Origin of the sequence: Undibacterium sp. 5I2 (assembly GCF_035019605.1) — a bacterium.
Classification (GTDB): domain Bacteria; phylum Pseudomonadota; class Gammaproteobacteria; order Burkholderiales; family Burkholderiaceae_D; genus Undibacterium.
In genome coordinates, this window is sequence record NZ_JASJVS010000075.1 from 1 (window position 1) to 16,448 (window position 16,448).

The 16,448-nt window shown below is 53.8% G+C and carries 13 protein-coding genes; 7 read left to right on the top strand and 6 right to left on the bottom strand.

What is annotated here, in order from left to right:
* Positions 1 to 172: 172 nt before the first annotated feature.
* The 3 genes from QN359_RS17820 to QN359_RS17830 all read right to left on the bottom strand — a co-directional run bounded on the left by QN359_RS17820 (position 173) and on the right by QN359_RS17830 (position 3,861).
* A complete protein-coding gene (locus QN359_RS17820) occupies positions 173 to 2,458 on the bottom strand; it encodes a heavy metal translocating P-type ATPase (RefSeq protein ID WP_416352103.1) in 2,286 nt (761 codons plus the stop codon).
* Positions 2,459 to 2,632: 174 nt separating this feature from the next.
* The gene (locus QN359_RS17825) at positions 2,633 to 3,169 is read right to left on the bottom strand and encodes a DUF2058 domain-containing protein (RefSeq protein ID WP_322251064.1); all 537 of its coding nucleotides are present in this window, start codon (positions 3,167 to 3,169) and stop codon (positions 2,633 to 2,635) included.
* Between the two features lie 200 nt (positions 3,170 to 3,369).
* Positions 3,370 to 3,861, bottom strand: a complete 492-nt coding sequence (locus QN359_RS17830) for an antibiotic biosynthesis monooxygenase (RefSeq protein WP_322250571.1) — start codon at positions 3,859 to 3,861, stop codon at positions 3,370 to 3,372.
* Between the two features lie 358 nt (positions 3,862 to 4,219).
* Here QN359_RS17830 and QN359_RS17835 point away from each other — a divergent pair, with 358 nt between their 5' ends.
* Together QN359_RS17835 and QN359_RS17840 are read left to right on the top strand one after the other, a co-directional pair.
* Entirely contained in the window at positions 4,220 to 5,131 is a 912-nt protein-coding gene (locus tag QN359_RS17835) for an AraC family transcriptional regulator (RefSeq protein WP_322250570.1), read from the top strand.
* A gap of 126 nt (positions 5,132 to 5,257) precedes the next feature.
* Complete coding sequence (locus QN359_RS17840; protein ID WP_322250569.1) at positions 5,258 to 6,190, top strand: ketopantoate reductase family protein; 933 nt, start codon at positions 5,258 to 5,260, stop codon at positions 6,188 to 6,190.
* Positions 6,191 to 6,231: 41 nt separating this feature from the next.
* On the opposite strand, the gene QN359_RS17845 is transcribed toward QN359_RS17840, so the two are convergent.
* From QN359_RS17845 to QN359_RS17855, 3 genes are all read right to left on the bottom strand, one after another.
* The gene (locus QN359_RS17845) at positions 6,232 to 6,441 is read right to left on the bottom strand and encodes a DUF6434 domain-containing protein (protein ID WP_322250568.1); all 210 of its coding nucleotides are present in this window, start codon (positions 6,439 to 6,441) and stop codon (positions 6,232 to 6,234) included.
* 513 nt (positions 6,442 to 6,954) lie between these two features.
* Positions 6,955 to 7,452: a single-stranded DNA-binding protein gene (ssb, locus tag QN359_RS17850; RefSeq protein ID WP_322250567.1), complete on the bottom strand. Its 498-nt coding sequence runs from the start codon at positions 7,450 to 7,452 to the stop codon at positions 6,955 to 6,957.
* Positions 7,453 to 7,677: 225 nt separating this feature from the next.
* Positions 7,678 to 8,856 (bottom strand): MFS transporter, encoded by a 1,179-nt coding sequence (locus QN359_RS17855; RefSeq protein ID WP_322251063.1) that lies wholly within the window; start codon positions 8,854 to 8,856, stop codon positions 7,678 to 7,680.
* A gap of 150 nt (positions 8,857 to 9,006) precedes the next feature.
* On the opposite strand from QN359_RS17855, the gene uvrA reads away from it, so the two are divergent.
* The 5 genes from uvrA to ychF all read left to right on the top strand — a co-directional run bounded on the left by uvrA (position 9,007) and on the right by ychF (position 16,255).
* The gene (gene uvrA, locus QN359_RS17860; protein ID WP_322250566.1) at positions 9,007 to 11,952 is read left to right on the top strand and encodes an excinuclease ABC subunit UvrA; all 2,946 of its coding nucleotides are present in this window, start codon (positions 9,007 to 9,009) and stop codon (positions 11,950 to 11,952) included.
* Positions 11,953 to 11,958: 6 nt separating this feature from the next.
* Complete coding sequence (pth, locus tag QN359_RS17865) at positions 11,959 to 12,531, top strand: aminoacyl-tRNA hydrolase (RefSeq protein WP_322250565.1); 573 nt, start codon at positions 11,959 to 11,961, stop codon at positions 12,529 to 12,531.
* Positions 12,528 to 13,631: a patatin-like phospholipase family protein gene (locus QN359_RS17870; protein ID WP_322250564.1), complete on the top strand. Its 1,104-nt coding sequence runs from the start codon at positions 12,528 to 12,530 to the stop codon at positions 13,629 to 13,631. The genes pth and QN359_RS17870 overlap by 4 nt, the downstream gene beginning before the upstream one ends.
* 112 nt (positions 13,632 to 13,743) lie before the next feature.
* Positions 13,744 to 15,138 (top strand): MATE family efflux transporter, encoded by a 1,395-nt coding sequence (locus QN359_RS17875; protein ID WP_322250563.1) that lies wholly within the window; start codon positions 13,744 to 13,746, stop codon positions 15,136 to 15,138.
* A gap of 25 nt (positions 15,139 to 15,163) precedes the next feature.
* Positions 15,164 to 16,255 carry a redox-regulated ATPase YchF gene (ychF, locus tag QN359_RS17880; protein ID WP_322250562.1) on the top strand — a complete coding sequence of 364 codons (1,092 nt, stop codon included), beginning with the start codon at positions 15,164 to 15,166 and terminating at the stop codon, positions 16,253 to 16,255.
* Positions 16,256 to 16,448 lie beyond the last annotated feature (193 nt).

Here is a 16,448-nt window from a genome sequence, read left to right on the forward strand (position 1 = left end):
GGTAATGATACCGACTCACTACCCTTTTGCGACAGCCTCTGAAGGCCGGGGTTTCAAACCCTAGTCAGATTTTTGATAAAGCTTAAGGACCGTTTGATGTGAAACAAGTTTGACTGAGTGACTTTTCCAGCAGCGACTCAGCGTTGACAAAAATTGTTGTCGGTGTGATTGCTCAACTTAAATTTTGATAAATTTCTTCTTCTTGCACAAAATGCAAACGCAATATCGCTTCAAAGCCGTATAACAGCCTTTGCAATTCCTTGCATGATTCTGACGTCATATCATTGTTCGACAAGCTCTGCACGCTTTGCGTCAGCGCTCTTCCAAATTCAAATATTTCTTGATGCGTCCTGCTCATCGCCGCCATTGGGTCATCTCCGCCCAGCAGTGTTGCAATAGTCGGATAGAGAATTAAATCGTCCTCTTGTTCGTGCGGCAGTAACTGTTTCTGTAAGATGCTGTCCATACTGATCAGTGCGCTGTGCGCCTCAGCAACGGCGAAGAATGGCAATTTATCGGCCAGATTTCTGACCTGATCAAGGATCGGTGCCAAGGCTTCATGCTCGATTTTCAGGCGCGTAATTTGTGCGCCAGAAAGTTTGTGCTGACTCGCGCGCAGGGGACTGATGCGCAAAGCCCGTAAGGCATTGACGATAACAATCACATCGATCACTTCCTGCAATGCCGCTCCATATAGAGGAGGCAAGTAACCGAGCGCAGCAAACAACATGGCGACTAAGGACATGGCCATTCCGGCGATCACACTTTGCATCGCAATTGCGCGGATTTGTCGGGCAGCATTCAAGGCTTCGGCCAAGCGGTCCAAACGATCAACCAGCAGCACAACATCGGCGGCTTCTGACGATGCCGCTGCACCACGTGATCCCATGGCGACGCCCACATCGGCGGCAGTCAGCGCTGGAGCATCATTGATGCCATCGCCGACCATAATACTGATACCTGTGGTTCGGGCGGCTTCAATTGCCGCTTGCTTATCTGCAGGTGATTGCTCGGCATAGACTTGGTCGACATCGAGACTGGCACCAATTGCTTCGGCCACATCTTTCCTGTCGCCAGTTAACATGACGATACGGCTTATCCCGGCTTTGCGTAGCAAGCGCAGCGAGCGCGGCGTCTCGAGCCGAATTCGGTCTGCCATCAGCAGTGCACCAATTATTTTGCCGTCTTGTGCGACAAATACAGCAGACCCTGCTGCACCAGCGCAACGTTCTAAGAACTGCTTTACCCATGGCGCATTGCTGGCCAGGGAAGAAACAAAAGCATAACTACCCAATACGATAGTCTTGCCTTCAATGTTGCCGGTAAGGCCAGCTCCTCCATGCTCATGAATTTCGCTTGGTATCGCCAGTACGATACCCCGACCACGTGCGGCAGCGACGACCGCGGTTGCTGTGACATGCCCGGACATCTGATCCAGAGATGCAGCTAATCTGAGTATTTCAGTCTGACTGACATCCGCATTGGCTTCCGTATGAATCAGATCAGCCTTGCCGCCGGTCAGAGTGCCGGTCTTATCAAAGAATATCGTATTGGCTTGTCCTAGCTTTTCAATTGCGGCACCACCTTTGATTAATATCCCACGCTTGGCACACCAAGACATGCCAGAAACGATCGCGACTGGGACGGCGAGTATCAGTGGGCAAGGCGTAGCGACAACGATCACGGCAAGTGCACGCAAGGGATCGCCGCTGACGATCCAGGCCAAGGCGGCTAAACCTAAAGATAATGGCAGGAACCACATTGCATAGCGATCAGCCATGCGTGACGCTGGTGCCTTTGATTTTTGCGCCAATCCAACCAGCCGGACAATGCCGGCATAGGTACTGTCTGCGGCTGTGCTCGAGGCAAGTATTTCAAATGGCGTGGCCGCATTGACGCCCCCACTTCGGATACTTGCTCCTGCTCGATGTTCAACTAAGTTGGACTCGCCACTCAGAGCCGATTCATCCAGCGTTGCAGTCGCTGATAACAAGGCACCGTCGATAGGAACAATTTCGCCGCTGCGTACCACCAGGCGGTCGCCAATTTTCAGCAGTTCAAGCGGAATCCTCGTCATCACACCATCGATTAGACGATTGGCAAATTTAGGGGCTTTGTTGAGCAAGGCCGACATGTCACGCCCCGCCCTACGCTGGGCAAAGGCTTCCAGTGCCTGACCGCTCACCAACATAACTGCAATGACGCAGGCAGTCATATATTGATTTAATGCAACCGAACCTGCAATTGAGATCAGTGCAAGTATGTCTATGCCAAATTCCTTTTGCACCAACGCCAGCCTCATGCTCAGTATTAACTGGATAAAAGCCGGAACAGTTCCGCCAACAAAGAGTAAGTCGGCCGCTTGCGGCCAAGCGCCCCATTGACACACAAGTCCAACAATCAGGCAGGCGAGAGTAATTGGAAAGGCAATCAATTCAGCTGAGCAAAAATTGTTCATCCTGTTGAGCTCCGCACAGAGAATGGCATGTGAGCTTCATTGTGCGCCTTGCCAATTCAGGTGTTCTTGCGATTAGTCAACTTAGGGCGAGGAGGATGTCAAACCCAGTTCGGCGCATCACGAGCTAAACACGATGTGCCGCGCGCTTCGATGCAATGCCTCATGCGTCGCCAGCTACCAAGTAAAGTCGTCCGGGATCTGGAACGCGGCATACGGATCATCGGCATCGATTGCGGTCGTCGTCTTCTTCACCCGCACCACCATTGAGGCATCGCGCTCGGCAATTTTATCTGCGATTATCCGCGGCAACAATTCTGTTTTACCTTCCAGGCACACGATCACCAGCCGGCCAGCAATCAAATGCGTCTGCACCTCTGCTGACACATAAATTTTATCGATCTTGATACCGTGCGTATAGTAATAAGCGATGTCGCCTGCGCCCTTGCTTTGGCGATTGTTTTGTACCAACTGCACAATTTGCGCAAAAACCGCTTTTTGCTTGGCAGCCGCATCGCGTTGCGCATTCAATTCGCGTGCCCGTTCGGCATTTTTGCGCTGCACTTCCAGCGCGGCCAAACGCGACGCATCCACGCTTTCGTTACCAGTCTTGCGCTCGACCTTCTTCTGCTTGAGCTTATCCTGATGGACCAGTTTGGCTTTGTTTTTATCGACGAGTCCTGCTTTTAAAAATTGATCTTGCAACGATGCCATAATACAACTCCGTAAAATAAGTGCGACCGGTCCCAGACCAGTGACGAACAGCAAGCATAGCAAAATTTTCTATGCCGTAAGCCAGTAAGCGGCAATAAACAGGCTGAATTGCCACTCATTACTTGGTAAAGCTGTTTTTTCTTAGCATGAAGCCTCGCACAGCTGCACGCCTTAGCTCCTTGTCGTTCGGGTGTCGCGGGCTATTTTGAAGCCGATTTGCTTTTTTCATGCTGCGTCGCGGATATGTTGAGCAGTACATCCCAAGAAGGCGGTAAGTCACTGCGCGCAATGAGCAGTCGGGTATATTCTATATGTCGCACGGCACTTTGACTTTCTCTGACAGCTTGAGCATGTGCAGGTGATTGAACAAACCGCAACATGGAACCCTCGTCCAACCAAATCGTAGCAGTCCATACTTCGTCACCAAACAGTTGACGCCGCACAGAATAAGCCAGCAATCCGGGTTGAGCAGGCAAACTGTCGAGCACCCTGTAGGCACCCGCATCAAACACATCTCGTTTATCCGAGTCAATATTGGCATGAGTGATTGCAACGAGGACTTGATCATTGCCAATGGCTCCCAAGGTTTTTTTTGCTGACTCACCGTTCACCCATTTGAAGGGTGTAGCAACGCTGCAGCCAGTGATTAATGCCAAAATTACTACCCAACAGTGGATACAGAGTTGTTTCATTTTTAATTTTTCCCTGAGGATTTGAATTGATTGTTATTCGGATTGATATGAAATCAGTTATAAAAAAATTTTCTTGTTAGAATCTTAAAGACACGGAACGAGCAGTATTGTATCGGTGCAAAAAATCAGAAGCTATGTCTCATCGCCCGTATTTCCCTTGCAATCGTCCGAAATTGATTCTTTGAATTTTGCCGCTGGCTGGTCGCTCAGGCCAGACATTTGACATGACTGTGCAAGCTCTCGCGACCTGGCCAGATCGATGCCAAAGAGGGCGCTGAAACTGGTTTCTGTGCGTGGCTCGACATGTGTCGAAATGAAATACTCGTGTGATATCGTGTAAAAATATTGAAAGCGATGAATGGATGCATTGTCGAGTGTGTTGGCTTTGTTAAAGCCCCAGAGCTACGGTACACGTGGCTTGGATACTGCGGGCGACTGGTCGATCGAATTTCCGGCAGGTGAAGGCATCAAGTGTTATGCCCTTCTACATGGCGCTTGTTGGCTTGAGGTGGAAGGTGTTTCCCATCATTTGCGCATCAATACCGGCGATTGCGTGCTACTTCCACGTGGACAGGCTTTTCGCTTTTTCAGCACTCTTGATGCGCAATCGATCAGCGTGCTCCCATTAATAGCCGCGGTTGACGATGGCAACTTTATGGTCGTCAATGGCGGTGGAGAGTGCACGGGCCTGGGCGCTTACTTTGTCTTCGAGGGAAGGCAATCGGATATGTTAGTGGGAATGCTGCCGCCTATCGTGCATTTTCATCACGAAGCGGATAAAGCATTGTTGCGCGGCTACTTGGAGCGCTTGATGTCGGAACTGCGCACCCCACAGCTTGGCGGTTTTCTTATCGCTGAACATATGGCGCAGTCACTCTTGATTCAGGCACTGCGGCTGCATCTCTTGGATAGCTCGGTCAATGGGATAGGCTGGCTGTATGCGTTACGGGACGATAAGTTAAGTAAGGCATTGGAAGCCATCCATGGCGAACCTGGACGAAATTGGAGCTTGGATTCCTTGGCCAAAGTAGCAGGAATGTCGCGGTCGAGTTTTGCTGCAAGTTTCAGCGCGACGCTTGGCGCGTCTGCGATCGACTATCTGACGCAATGGCGGATGCACATCGCCGCCGAGCGTTTGCACCATCGTGTAAGGTCAATTTCCGTGCTGGCCGAACAACTGGGCTACCAATCGGAAAGTGCGTTCAGTGTCGCCTTCAAGCGTATCCATGGTAGTTCACCTCGTCAATACGCCAAACGCATTCAGAATTAGTACGCGTTCCGAGCAATGATTGCGCAATCAAAGTTTGGACGATCAAACAAGTATTTTGCACTCTTTGCTATTCCCTGTCTGGGGTAAGCGTCCTATGATAAAGACTTATCAATATGGACAATATTCATGACTGCTCCACAATCAATGCGCATCGCCGTACTGGGTGCCGGAAATATCGGCAGCGCGTTTGCCTTTCAACTTGCAAAAACCGGTGGCCATGAAGTAACTGTGATCGCCCGTCCGGGCTCTGCGCGATATCAACAGCTGCAACGCGATAAAAGCATTATTGATGTTCATGATAAGCGGGCAAACGTGATTGCTTCTGAGCAATTGGACGAGGAAATTCATTATGATGTCATCGTCGTCACTTTACTGGCCCACCAGCTGGAAGCGGTCGTGCCGGCCATGTTGAACAGTAAGGCGAAATCGTTTCTGTTTATGTTTAATAACTTCGCTCCTGAACGGATTGAGGAGAGGTTTGGTACTGACCGGTGTACGTTCGGGATGCCATTCATACAGTCATTTCTTGACAGGGATGGTAAGCTGAATGTCAGCATTGGTGCAGGCGGTCAAAAAACAAAATTAGGAAAACAAATCTGGGTCGATGTATTTAACGCTGCCGGTCTTCCTGCATCGCTCGAAGCCAATATGCCGCTCTGGCTGCGCTGTCACGCACCAATATGTATTGCGTTTGAAAGTAGCTCGTTCGCTGGCATGCAACGCGGTGGTGGTGCAAGCTGGGCCGAATCGATGACTATCGCTCATGGTGTACATGAATGCTATCGCTTAATCAAGGGCTTGGGTTACCACCTTTATCCTGCAGCGAAAGTACGGATTCATCAATGTCCGGCATGGATTATTGCATCCATACTCTGGGGCCTGACACGGCTTCCATCCTTCCGCGAATTGTTGGCTTTGGGGGCAGCTGAATGTAGCGCAATGCTTGACCTGCTGCTCGCCGCTGCGCCGCTGTCTGGCAATCCCATTGCGCTTGAAAAAATCGAAGCCATGAGACCAGTGAGCGCTGAAGTTTTGCGCAAGCACATCAATTTTGGATAGTTAATGATCCGCTGCAAATAGTCAGAATCGCATGTTTAAAGCTATGCATTATTTCTACGGCGCCATTCATCAACGACTTCTCCCATGTTCTTGTTCACACCATTGCGAATCCACGCAATAAAATCTCTGTCGAATTTAAAATTGGGGCCGCATTGAGATGTTAAGAAACGGCGCACATTTTGTGTGTTCTTATATGACTGATCGACTTCGGTTTCTCGGCTTATAGAACCGCCGTGCCAGCTGAAATTCATTTCATCTCCAAGTTAATCATATAGCGAGTGGAAATTTTGTGCGGTTTGTTGACTCAGACAACAAGGACAGAGCGAGCGAGTTTTACCTGTCCACACCTGCCCCTTGATGATTTCTGTTTCAAGTTAGTAATGCTGCACTGTCCGCGACGTCGGATAACATTGGCCCAGGAGCCTTACATATGGAATAAAGTAATTGTCTGACTTTCCATTTATCCAATTTTCGACTCATCATGATCACAACACGATCAAGAAACATATCCTCATCGGAGCAGATAATCCGCACACGGCTGTCCAACTACTCACTGGCAAAAACCTTGACTAAACCTTGTCTAAACCTTGACTAAGCATAATCTAGCTTGTCTAAACTCAGACCTTGTCAGCGATCACCAAAACCCAGCGGCACTTCTGTGAACCACCCGATTTTGCTCTGGTTTGATCGCGTTTTGACCTGGTGTAAAGTAAAAAAACCCCTGACTTCAGGGGTTTAAGATAATTCTTTGAAGCAAGGAGACCTCAAAACGGAATATCGTCATCCATATCCGAAAAATTCGGTGCCGGACGTGCTGCCGGGGCCGGACGCGCAGCCGGAGCGGCCGGGCGTTGTTGCATAGCTGCCGGTGCCGGAGCGCCGCCGCCGTAGCCGCTGTCGTCCATGCCGGCACCGCCGCCCATGCCAGGACGACCACCCAACATTTGCATGCTGTCGGCTTTGATGTCGGTTGCGTATTTTTCGACGCCATCTTTGTCGGTGTACTTACGGGTACGCAAGCTGCCTTCTACATACACTTGCGAACCTTTTTTCAGATACTGGCCGGCGATTTCGGCTAATTTGCCGAAAAACGTGATCCGGTGCCATTCTGTCTGTTCTTTCTTTTCGCCGGTGGTTTTGTCTTTCCAGCTGTCCGTCGTAGCGACGGTGATGCTGGTCATCGCGTCACCACTTGGCATGTAGCGTGTTTCCGGGTCGCGGCCAAGATTGCCGACGATGATGACTTTATTCACGGATGCCATGGTTTTCTCCTGTTGTCCTGTACGTTCCTGTACGTGGTTCTATGATCATTTTGCCAACATAACGCCAACATTCAGCGCTCTGGCAACAGCCCGACAGACTGCGACGGGCGTATTTCACACGATTATACAGGCTCATTCCGTATGCAAGCGCGGATTTCATACCGAACCGACATGGTGACGCTGCCCTGTTAACGCTGAGGAAACAGCAGTTTTGCCAAGCCGAACTCAAGCCAGCGGTGCAGCAGCGGCGCGACGCGCCAATTCCGGCATGGAGCAGGCGCTGACCAACCATAGTACGGTCATGCCGGCGCACAAGGCGAAGATAGCTGGTGCCGTGGCATAGCGGGTCAGAATGCCGCCGAGCGCGCCACCACTGGCCATGCCTAGCGCTTGCAAGGTATTGTAGACGCCGAGCGCCGCGCCTTTCGAGGCTGGCGGTGCGGTGCGCGACACCAGAGATGGTTGTGCCGCTTCAAGGATATTGAAAGCGATGAAGAAGGCGAACAGCAAGCCATAAATTGCCAATGGGTAGGCCAGCAATTGCCAGAATCCTACTTGCACGATCAATAACAAACTGATGGCAAACAAGAATACCGGTTTCATTTTATTGTATTTTTCACCGATGATGATGGCTGGCAGCATGGCCACGAAAGAACCCAGCATCACCGGCAAATACACTTTCCAATGTTGGTCTATTGGCAAACCGGCTACTTTGACCAAGGTGCCGGGCAAGACCACGAACATGGCCATCTGCGCCAGATGCAAGACATACACGCCAAAATTGAGACGCATCAGCTCGCGGTGACGCAAAATACTGCTCAGTGGCACCGGGGTGGCGTGGATGGCCGGCGCATCGGGCGTCACCCACAACACCACGGCAATCGCTGCCAGCGCCAGCACGGCGGTCATCTCGAACATGCCGGGCATGCCGATGGCGGTATAGAGCAGCGGTGAAATCACCATAGCCAGCGCAAAGCTGATGCCGATCGAACCGCCGACCATGGCCATGGCCTTGGTGCGGTGTTGCTCGCGCGTGGCGTCGGCAATGAGGGCGGTGATCGCGGCCGAGATCGCGCCGACGCCCTGAATCGCCCGACCGATCAGAATGCCATTGAGGCTGCCAGAGCAGGCGCACACCACGGCGCCGATGGCAAACAACAGCAAACCGGCGACGATGACCGGTTTACGACCGAATTTGTCGGAAGCGATACCGAGTGGAATTTGGAAAAAGGCTTGCACCAGGCTGAACATGCCGAGCGCGATACCGACCAGGATGGGGTTATCGCCACCATTGAGTGTTGTTGCATAAATAGCAAATACCGGCGACATCAGGAACAAACCCAACATGCGCAGCGCAAATACGGCTGCCAAGGTGCCGCTGGCGCGCCACTCGGCCGGACTCATTTTACTGTGCGCGCTGCCGTTGGTTTCAGAGGCGTCGACACCCTTTGATGCAGTAGTCATAATGACAAATCAGGCAATCGCCCGCGGTAAGGTTCAAAAACCCGTTATAGTAGCAGGTTGCTTGCCTCCGCCAAAACTCAAATACCGACCATGACGAAACGACCCTCTGCTGCCAAAGCATCCAAGATTGCCGCCAAACCGGCCGAAATCGACTTCGACGACGATATCACGCTCGCGCAGAAACGCGACTTGATTCGGATTCGCGGCGCACGCACGCATAATCTGAAGAATATCAGTCTCGATTTGCCACGCAATAAGCTCGTTGTCATCACCGGTTTGTCCGGTTCGGGCAAATCTTCGCTGGCCTTCGATACCTTGTATGCCGAGGGCCAGCGCCGCTATGTCGAATCGCTGTCGGCGTATGCACGCCAATTTTTGCAGTTGATGGAAAAACCCGATGTCGATTTGATCGAGGGCTTGTCGCCGGCGATTTCAATTGAGCAGAAGGCGACTTCGCACAATCCGCGCTCGACCGTCGGCACGGTGACGGAAATTCACGATTATCTGCGCCTGTTGTATGCCCGCGTAGGTACGCCCTACTGCCCCGATCATCCGGAAAATCCGTTGGCGGCGCAATCGGTGTCGCAAATGGTTGATGCCGTGCTGGCGATGCCGGAAGATAGCAAGTTGATGATCTTGGCACCGGTGGTGGCCAACCGCAAGGGGGAACACAGCGATTTGTTCGAGCAGATGCAAGCCCAGGGCTTTGTGCGCTTTCGCGTGCAAAGCGGTACCCATGCGGCGAAAATCCATGATATCGAAGATTTGCCGAAGCTGAAAAAAACCGAAAAACATACCATCGACGTGGTGGTCGACCGGATCAAGGTCAAGCAAGAGATCAAGCAGCGCCTGGCTGAATCATTTGAAACCTGCCTGCGCATCGCCAATGGCCGCGCGCTGGCGGTGGATATGGACAGTGGTCACGAACAATTGTTTTCGAATAAATTCGCCTGCCCGACTTGCGGCTATTCGCTGCAAGAGTTGGAGCCGCGCCTGTTTTCCTTCAATAACCCGATGGGGGCCTGCCCGGAGTGCGATGGTCTGGGCCACATCGAATTCTTCGATCCCAAGCGCATTGTCGCCTTCCCGAATTTGTCGCTGGCCAGCGGTGCGGTCAAGGGCTGGGACCGACGCAATCAGTTTTATTTCCAGATGCTGTCGAATTTGGCAGCATTTTATGAATTCGACATCGATACGCCGTATGAACAATTGTCGCCGGCGGCGCAGCAAATTATTTTGTATGGCTCGGGCAAGCAGCAGATTCCGTTTACGTATATCAATGAAAAAGGCCGCACCGTCATCAAGGAGCACAGTTTCGAAGGTGTGGTAACGAATTTGCAGCGCCGGTATCGCGAAACCGATTCGATGGCAGTGAAAGAAGAACTGGCCAAGTTCATCAATGAAAAGCAATGCCCTTCCTGCGACGGCGCGCGTTTGCGTATCGAAGCGCGTTTTGTCAAAGTCGGCAGCGGCAGCCAGGAAAAAGCGATTTATGAAATCAGCGGCATGCCGCTGCGTCAAACCCTGGCGTTCTTTTCCACGCTCAAGCTGCACGGTGCGAAACGCGATATCGCTGACCGCATTGTCAAAGAAATCTCTTCGCGTCTGACCTTTTTGAATAATGTCGGGCTCGATTATCTGTCACTCGACCGTAGTGCCGACACACTCTCGGGCGGTGAGGCGCAGCGGATACGGCTGGCTTCGCAAATCGGTTCCGGTTTGACCGGGGTGATGTATGTGCTCGATGAACCATCGATAGGCCTGCACCAACGCGATAATGACCGCCTCATCGATACACTCAAACACTTGCGCGATATCGGCAACAGTGTGCTGGTGGTGGAACATGATGAAGATGCGATTCGTTGTGCCGACTTTGTCGTCGATATGGGCATCGGGGCCGGTGTCCATGGCGGCGAAATCATCGCCATGGGTACGCTCGATGACATCATGCAAAATACCCGTTCGCTGACGGCGCAGTATTTGAGTGGGGCCTTGAAAATCGCCGTGCCTGAACAACGCAGCATCAGTAACCCGGATAAGCAATTGGTGATCGCCGGCGCCCGCGGCAATAATCTGAAAAATGTCACCATGCATTTACCGGTGGGCTTGTTGACCTGTGTGACCGGGGTCTCCGGTTCCGGCAAATCGACCCTGGTCAACGATACCTTGTACCCGGTGGCGTCGCGCCATCTGTATGGTTCGCAAACTGAGCCGGCACCATTCGATCATGTCAGTGGTCTCGAACATTTCGACAAGGTGATCTCGGTCGATCAGGCACCGATCGGGCGCACACCGCGCTCGAATCCGGCCACTTACACCGGCTTGTTCACGCCTATCCGCGATTTGTTCGCCACCGTTACCACGGCCAAAGAACGCGGTTACAGCGCCGGGCGCTTCTCGTTCAATGTCAAGGGCGGACGTTGCGAAGCCTGTCAGGGCGATGGCGTGATCAAGGTGGAAATGCATTTTTTGCCTGACGTATATGTGCCTTGCGATGTATGCCACGGTAAGCGCTACAACCGCGAAACCCTGGAAGTGCATTACAAAGGCAAGAATATCAATGAAGTGCTGGGCATGACGGTGGAGGATGCCTATGAGTTTTTCAAACCGGTGCCGGTCATCGCGCGCAAACTGCACACCTTGCTTGATGTCGGTCTCGGCTACATCCGCCTGGGGCAGAGTGCCACCACGCTGTCGGGCGGCGAGGCGCAGCGCGTCAAGTTGTCGCTGGAACTCTCGAAGCGTGACACCGGTCGTACTCTGTACATTCTCGATGAGCCGACTACCGGTCTGCATTTCCACGATATCGCCTTGCTCTTGAAGGTGATCCACCGTCTGCGCGATCAAGGCAATACTTTGGTGATCATCGAGCATAATCTCGATGTCATCAAAACCGCCGATTGGCTGATCGATCTCGGTCCCGAGGGCGGTGCCGGCGGCGGTCGCATCATCGCCAGCGGTACACCGGAACAGGTGGCCCATAATGCCGACAGTGTGACCGGCCAATATTTGTTACCGCTTTTAAAACAACATTAATTGTCTATGGCTATTCGTCTGATTGCCGGGCTAGGCAACCCCGGCCCTGAATATGAACAAACGCGCCACAATGCCGGCTTTTGGTTAGTCGACCAATTGCCGGCCAGTTTGCAGCGCGATAAAAATTTCCATGCCTTGGTGGGGAAAACTCGGCTCGCCGGTGCCGATGTGTACTTGATCGAACCACAAACTTTCATGAACCGCTCGGGCCTGGCGGTCGGGGCAATTTGCCGCTTTTATAAAATCGCGCCGGAAGAAGTGCTGGTGGTGCACGATGAACTCGATCTGCTGCCGGGCATAGCGAAATTAAAAAAAGGCGGCTCGTCGGGTGGCCATAATGGTTTGAAAGATATCAGCGCAGCGCTCGGCACCCAAGATTACTGGCGTCTGCGGATAGGCATCGGCCATCCGCGCACGCTTAACCTGCAGCAAGGCGTGGCTGACTTCGTGCTGCACCGTCCGCGCAAGGAAGAGCAGCCGCAGATCGACAGCGCCATCGCCCACAGCTTGGCGATCTTGCCCTTGCTGGCGGCGGGCGACTTCACGGCGGCGATGTTGGAATTACATACACTCAAATGAGTTCGGCGCTCCACATTTTCGCCGGCCGCAGCGCCTATGCCCATTTGCGTACGCATGGCCTGCAAGCGCGCGACGTGGCGCTGCTTCCGGCCGCGGCCGGCGGCCCCAAGGGCTTGATTCTGCAAGCACTCGATCAATGGCTGTTCGGTACTTGGCTGCCAAGCGCACCACGCCCGCGCACTTTGATCGGGGCCTCGATCGGGGCTTGGCGTATGGCGGCGGCCAGCCAAGCCGATCCGGTGGCGGCGTTTACCCGCCTGGCCGAACTGTATTGCGAACAAACTTACCCGGAACGGCCGAGCGCGCAGTATGTGACGACCGAAATCAGCCGGCTGCTGCAGGCTTTTCTGGCTGGTCATGAAGCGGAAATCCTCACGCAACCGCTGCATCGTCTGCAAATTTTGTGCAACCGCGGTGCCGGTGCCTTGAGCGCCCCGCTACCGGGTTGGCCGACCAAGGCCGGTTTCGCCCGCGCGGCGCTGGCGAATCTGCGCGGTCGGCCACAGCTGGCGCGACATATAGAACGGGTCGTGATCGGCGATACGCGCGCGGACATGGCGTGGATGGAAACGCCGTTCGATGATTTCCGCACGCATTTTTGCGCGCTCAATCAGGATAATCTGGCCCCGGCCCTGCTGGCTTCGGGCACGCTGCCCTTGTTGATGGCGCCGGTTACCACGCTGCCCGGCGCGCCGCCCGGTCAGTACTGGGATGGTGGCATGATCGATTACCATCTGGCGCTGCCGTATGCACGCTTGGCCCAGGACGAGCCGGCTGAGTTGGTCTTGTATCCGCATTTCGGCGCCCGCATCGTGCCTGGCTGGCTGGATAAAAATCTGCCTTGGCGCAGCGCTGCCAGCGGTGCGCGGCGTCACTGGCTCGATAATGTGATCTTGCTGGCACCATCGGCCAGTTTCATCGCAAGTTTGCCACGAGGCAAGTTACCGGATCGTCAAGATTTTTTTCATTACGGCACCGATCACCGTAGCCGCATCCGCGCTTGGCAACAAGCCATCAGCGCCAGCGCCGCCCTGCGCGATGAGTTTGCCGCCTTTGTCACCCAACCCGATATGGGACAAGTGCGGGCATTGAATTTTTAATCACGGGCAATGTGCCCATATCACCGGCCTCAGATAGCGTGTATCAAGCGTGCGCGGCCTGTTCCCCGCGTCGATACGCTAACATACTGCTCCACCTGACAAAAACACTTTGATGAAAACCCGTATCCGCTCCGAAGCCGCCGCCATCTGGCAAATTGCCTGGCCGGTATTGATTGGCCAACTCGCTACCGTCGGCATGGGTGTGGCCGACGTCGCCATGTCCGGTCACTTCAATTCCGAAGAACTGGCTGCCGTTTCGCTCGGCGCTTCCCTTTGGACCATCGTCATGGTCACGGTGATGGGGGTGATGATGGTGGTTAACGCCATGGTCGCGCATGAAATCGGCGCCGGCGCGCTCGGCCGGGTGCCGCGCATGATACGCCAATCATTGTGGATGGGACTCCTGATCGGCGTAGTCGGCATGGTCGCACTCAATGCCTTGACGCTGGTGTTCGGCCATCTCGATCTCGGTCAGGCCGTGCACGAAAAAGCCGCGCGCTACGTCCATGTCATCAGCACCGGCTTACCGGCCTTTGCCATGTACCGCGCGCTCTACGCTTACACCACCAGTCTGAACCAAACCAAGCCGGTGATGCTGATCGCGCTGTTTGGCTTAGGCTTTAATGTGCTGATGAATTGGCTGCTCATTTATGGTCACTTCGGTTTTCCACAACTCGGCGCCACCGGCTGTGCCGTCGCCACCAGCGCCGGCCTGTGGCTGATGCTGGCCGCTATGCTGCTCTGGATACGCCGTGCCGAGGTATATCGGGCGACCTATCCGTTCCACCATCTCGAATTGCCACACTGGCAAGAAATCAAAACCATGCTGCGCCTCGGCTGGCCGATCGGGGTCACGCATTTCGCCGAGGTGTCGGCCTTTTCGGCAGTCGGTTTGTTAGTCGCGCGTTTCGGTGTGGTACCGGTGTCGGCCAATCAGATCGCCCTCAATTTTTCTTCCCTGCTGTTCATGGTCCCGCTGAGCGTCGGCATTGCCCTCACTACCCGCGTCGGTCAAACGCTGGGCGAAGGTGATGTGCGGCAGGCGCGCTTCATTTCCTGGCTAGGTGTGGGTTTTTCGCTCGGCTTTGCCATTCTGTCGGCCAGCTTCGTCGCCTTGTTGCGCGAACCGATAGCGGCGATGTATACCAGCGACCCGGCAGTGCAAGAGATGGCGGCCACCTTGCTCTTGTTTGCGGCGATTTTTCAGCTCTCCGATGCGGCACAGGTAGTCGCTTCCTGTGCGGTGCGCGGCTATAAAGTCACGCGCACCCCGATGATTATCCATCTGGTGGCGTTTTATGGTTTGGCACTGCCACTCGGCTGTGCACTCGGTCTGGCACCCGACTGGCTGCCATGGAAACCAGCCGTCGCCATGGGTGCGGAAGGTTTTTGGATCGGTCTGATCCTCGGTCTGACCGTGGCTGGCGGCCTGTTACTGGCTTATTTACAGCGAATCAGCAGTCAAAGAATCAGAATGGCGGTCAATTCCGGTAAAATAGCGGGCTAATCCATCTAATCATCGGCAAATCATCATGAGTCTCCAATGCGGCATCGTCGGCCTGCCTAACGTCGGCAAATCCACCCTTTTCAATGCACTGACCAAGGCCGGCATCCCGGCAGAAAATTATCCTTTCTGCACGATTGAGCCGAATGTCGGTGTGGTGGAAGTACCTGATCCGCGTTTGCAGCAGTTATCTGCCATCGTCAAGCCGGAACGCGTGCAAAACGCCATCGTTGAATTCGTCGACATCGCTGGTCTGGTGGCCGGCGCGTCCAAAGGCGAAGGCTTGGGCAATCAATTTCTCGCGCATATCCGCGAAACCGATGCCATCGTCAATGTGGTGCGCTGCTTCGAAGATGACAATGTGATTCACGTGTCGGGTAAAGTCAGTCCACTCGACGATATCGAAGTCATCCAGACTGAATTGGCACTGGCTGATATGAGCAGCGTGGAAAAAGCGATCCACCGCGAAAACAAGAAAGCCCGCTCCGGCGACAAAGATGCCGCCAAACTGGTGGCCTTGTTGGAACGTATCATGCCGGCGCTGAACGATGCCAAGCCGGTGCGTGCGCTCGGCCTTGATGCCGAAGAAATGTTATTGCTCAAGCCTTTGTGCCTGATCACGGCGAAACCGGCGATGTATGTCGCCAATGTGTCCGATACCGGCTTCACCGATAATCCGCTGCTCGATCAACTGACTGCCTTCGCCGCGGCACAGAATGCCCCTATCGTCGCCATTTGCGCCTCGATCGAATCGGAAATCGCCGATCTCGACGATGCCGATAAAACCGAATTCCTGGCCGACATGGGCATGCAAGAACCCGGTCTCGACCGTCTGATCCGCGCCGCCTACAAGTTACTCGGCTTGCAAACCTATTTCACCGCCGGCGTCAAAGAAGTACGCGCCTGGACTATCCATGTCGGCGATACGGCCCCACAAGCGGCCGGTGTGATTCACACCGATTTCGAACGCGGTTTCATTCGCGCGCAAACCATCGCATTTGACGATTTCATCGCGTTCAAAGGCGAAGCCGGTGCCAAAGAAGCCGGCAAGATGCGCGCTGAAGGCAAGGAATACGTCGTCAAGGATGGCGATGTGTTGAACTTCTTGTTCAATGTCTGAAGCTTGAACTTTTTTGAAAGCCGCGATGATTCGCGGCTTTTTTTTAGCCGTTTTTAACAAATCGCGCTTTCCAAGACTTGTTGGCTCCGGTCTTCCCGAGGCTGTCGCAAAAGGGTTTTTCAGTCTGCATCATTACCCCAACCGCCCGTAACGTCGTTCCTGCGCGCTTTTGGCAGGAATCCAGGGGCGTTCG

What these genes read in the sequence shown, in the direction of transcription:
- QN359_RS17820 (WP_416352103.1), bottom strand. Translation starts at nt 2,458, where the DNA reads ATGAACAATTTTTGCTCAGCTGAATTGATTGCCTTTCCAATTACTCTC.
- QN359_RS17825 (WP_322251064.1), bottom strand. Translation starts at nt 3,169, where the DNA reads ATGGCATCGTTGCAAGATCAATTTTTAAAAGCAGGACTCGTCGATAAA.
- QN359_RS17830 (WP_322250571.1), bottom strand. Translation starts at nt 3,861, where the DNA reads ATGAAACAACTCTGTATCCACTGTTGGGTAGTAATTTTGGCATTAATC.
- QN359_RS17835 (WP_322250570.1), top strand. Translation starts at nt 4,220, where the DNA reads ATGGATGCATTGTCGAGTGTGTTGGCTTTGTTAAAGCCCCAGAGCTAC.
- QN359_RS17840 (WP_322250569.1), top strand. Translation starts at nt 5,258, where the DNA reads ATGACTGCTCCACAATCAATGCGCATCGCCGTACTGGGTGCCGGAAAT.
- QN359_RS17845 (WP_322250568.1), bottom strand. Translation starts at nt 6,441, where the DNA reads ATGAATTTCAGCTGGCACGGCGGTTCTATAAGCCGAGAAACCGAAGTC.
- ssb (WP_322250567.1), bottom strand. Translation starts at nt 7,452, where the DNA reads ATGGCATCCGTGAATAAAGTCATCATCGTCGGCAATCTTGGCCGCGAC.
- QN359_RS17855 (WP_322251063.1), bottom strand. Translation starts at nt 8,856, where the DNA reads ATGAGTCCGGCCGAGTGGCGCGCCAGCGGCACCTTGGCAGCCGTATTT.
- uvrA (WP_322250566.1), top strand. Translation starts at nt 9,007, where the DNA reads ATGACGAAACGACCCTCTGCTGCCAAAGCATCCAAGATTGCCGCCAAA.
- pth (WP_322250565.1), top strand. Translation starts at nt 11,959, where the DNA reads ATGGCTATTCGTCTGATTGCCGGGCTAGGCAACCCCGGCCCTGAATAT.
- QN359_RS17870 (WP_322250564.1), top strand. Translation starts at nt 12,528, where the DNA reads ATGAGTTCGGCGCTCCACATTTTCGCCGGCCGCAGCGCCTATGCCCAT.
- QN359_RS17875 (WP_322250563.1), top strand. Translation starts at nt 13,744, where the DNA reads ATGAAAACCCGTATCCGCTCCGAAGCCGCCGCCATCTGGCAAATTGCC.
- ychF (WP_322250562.1), top strand. Translation starts at nt 15,164, where the DNA reads ATGAGTCTCCAATGCGGCATCGTCGGCCTGCCTAACGTCGGCAAATCC.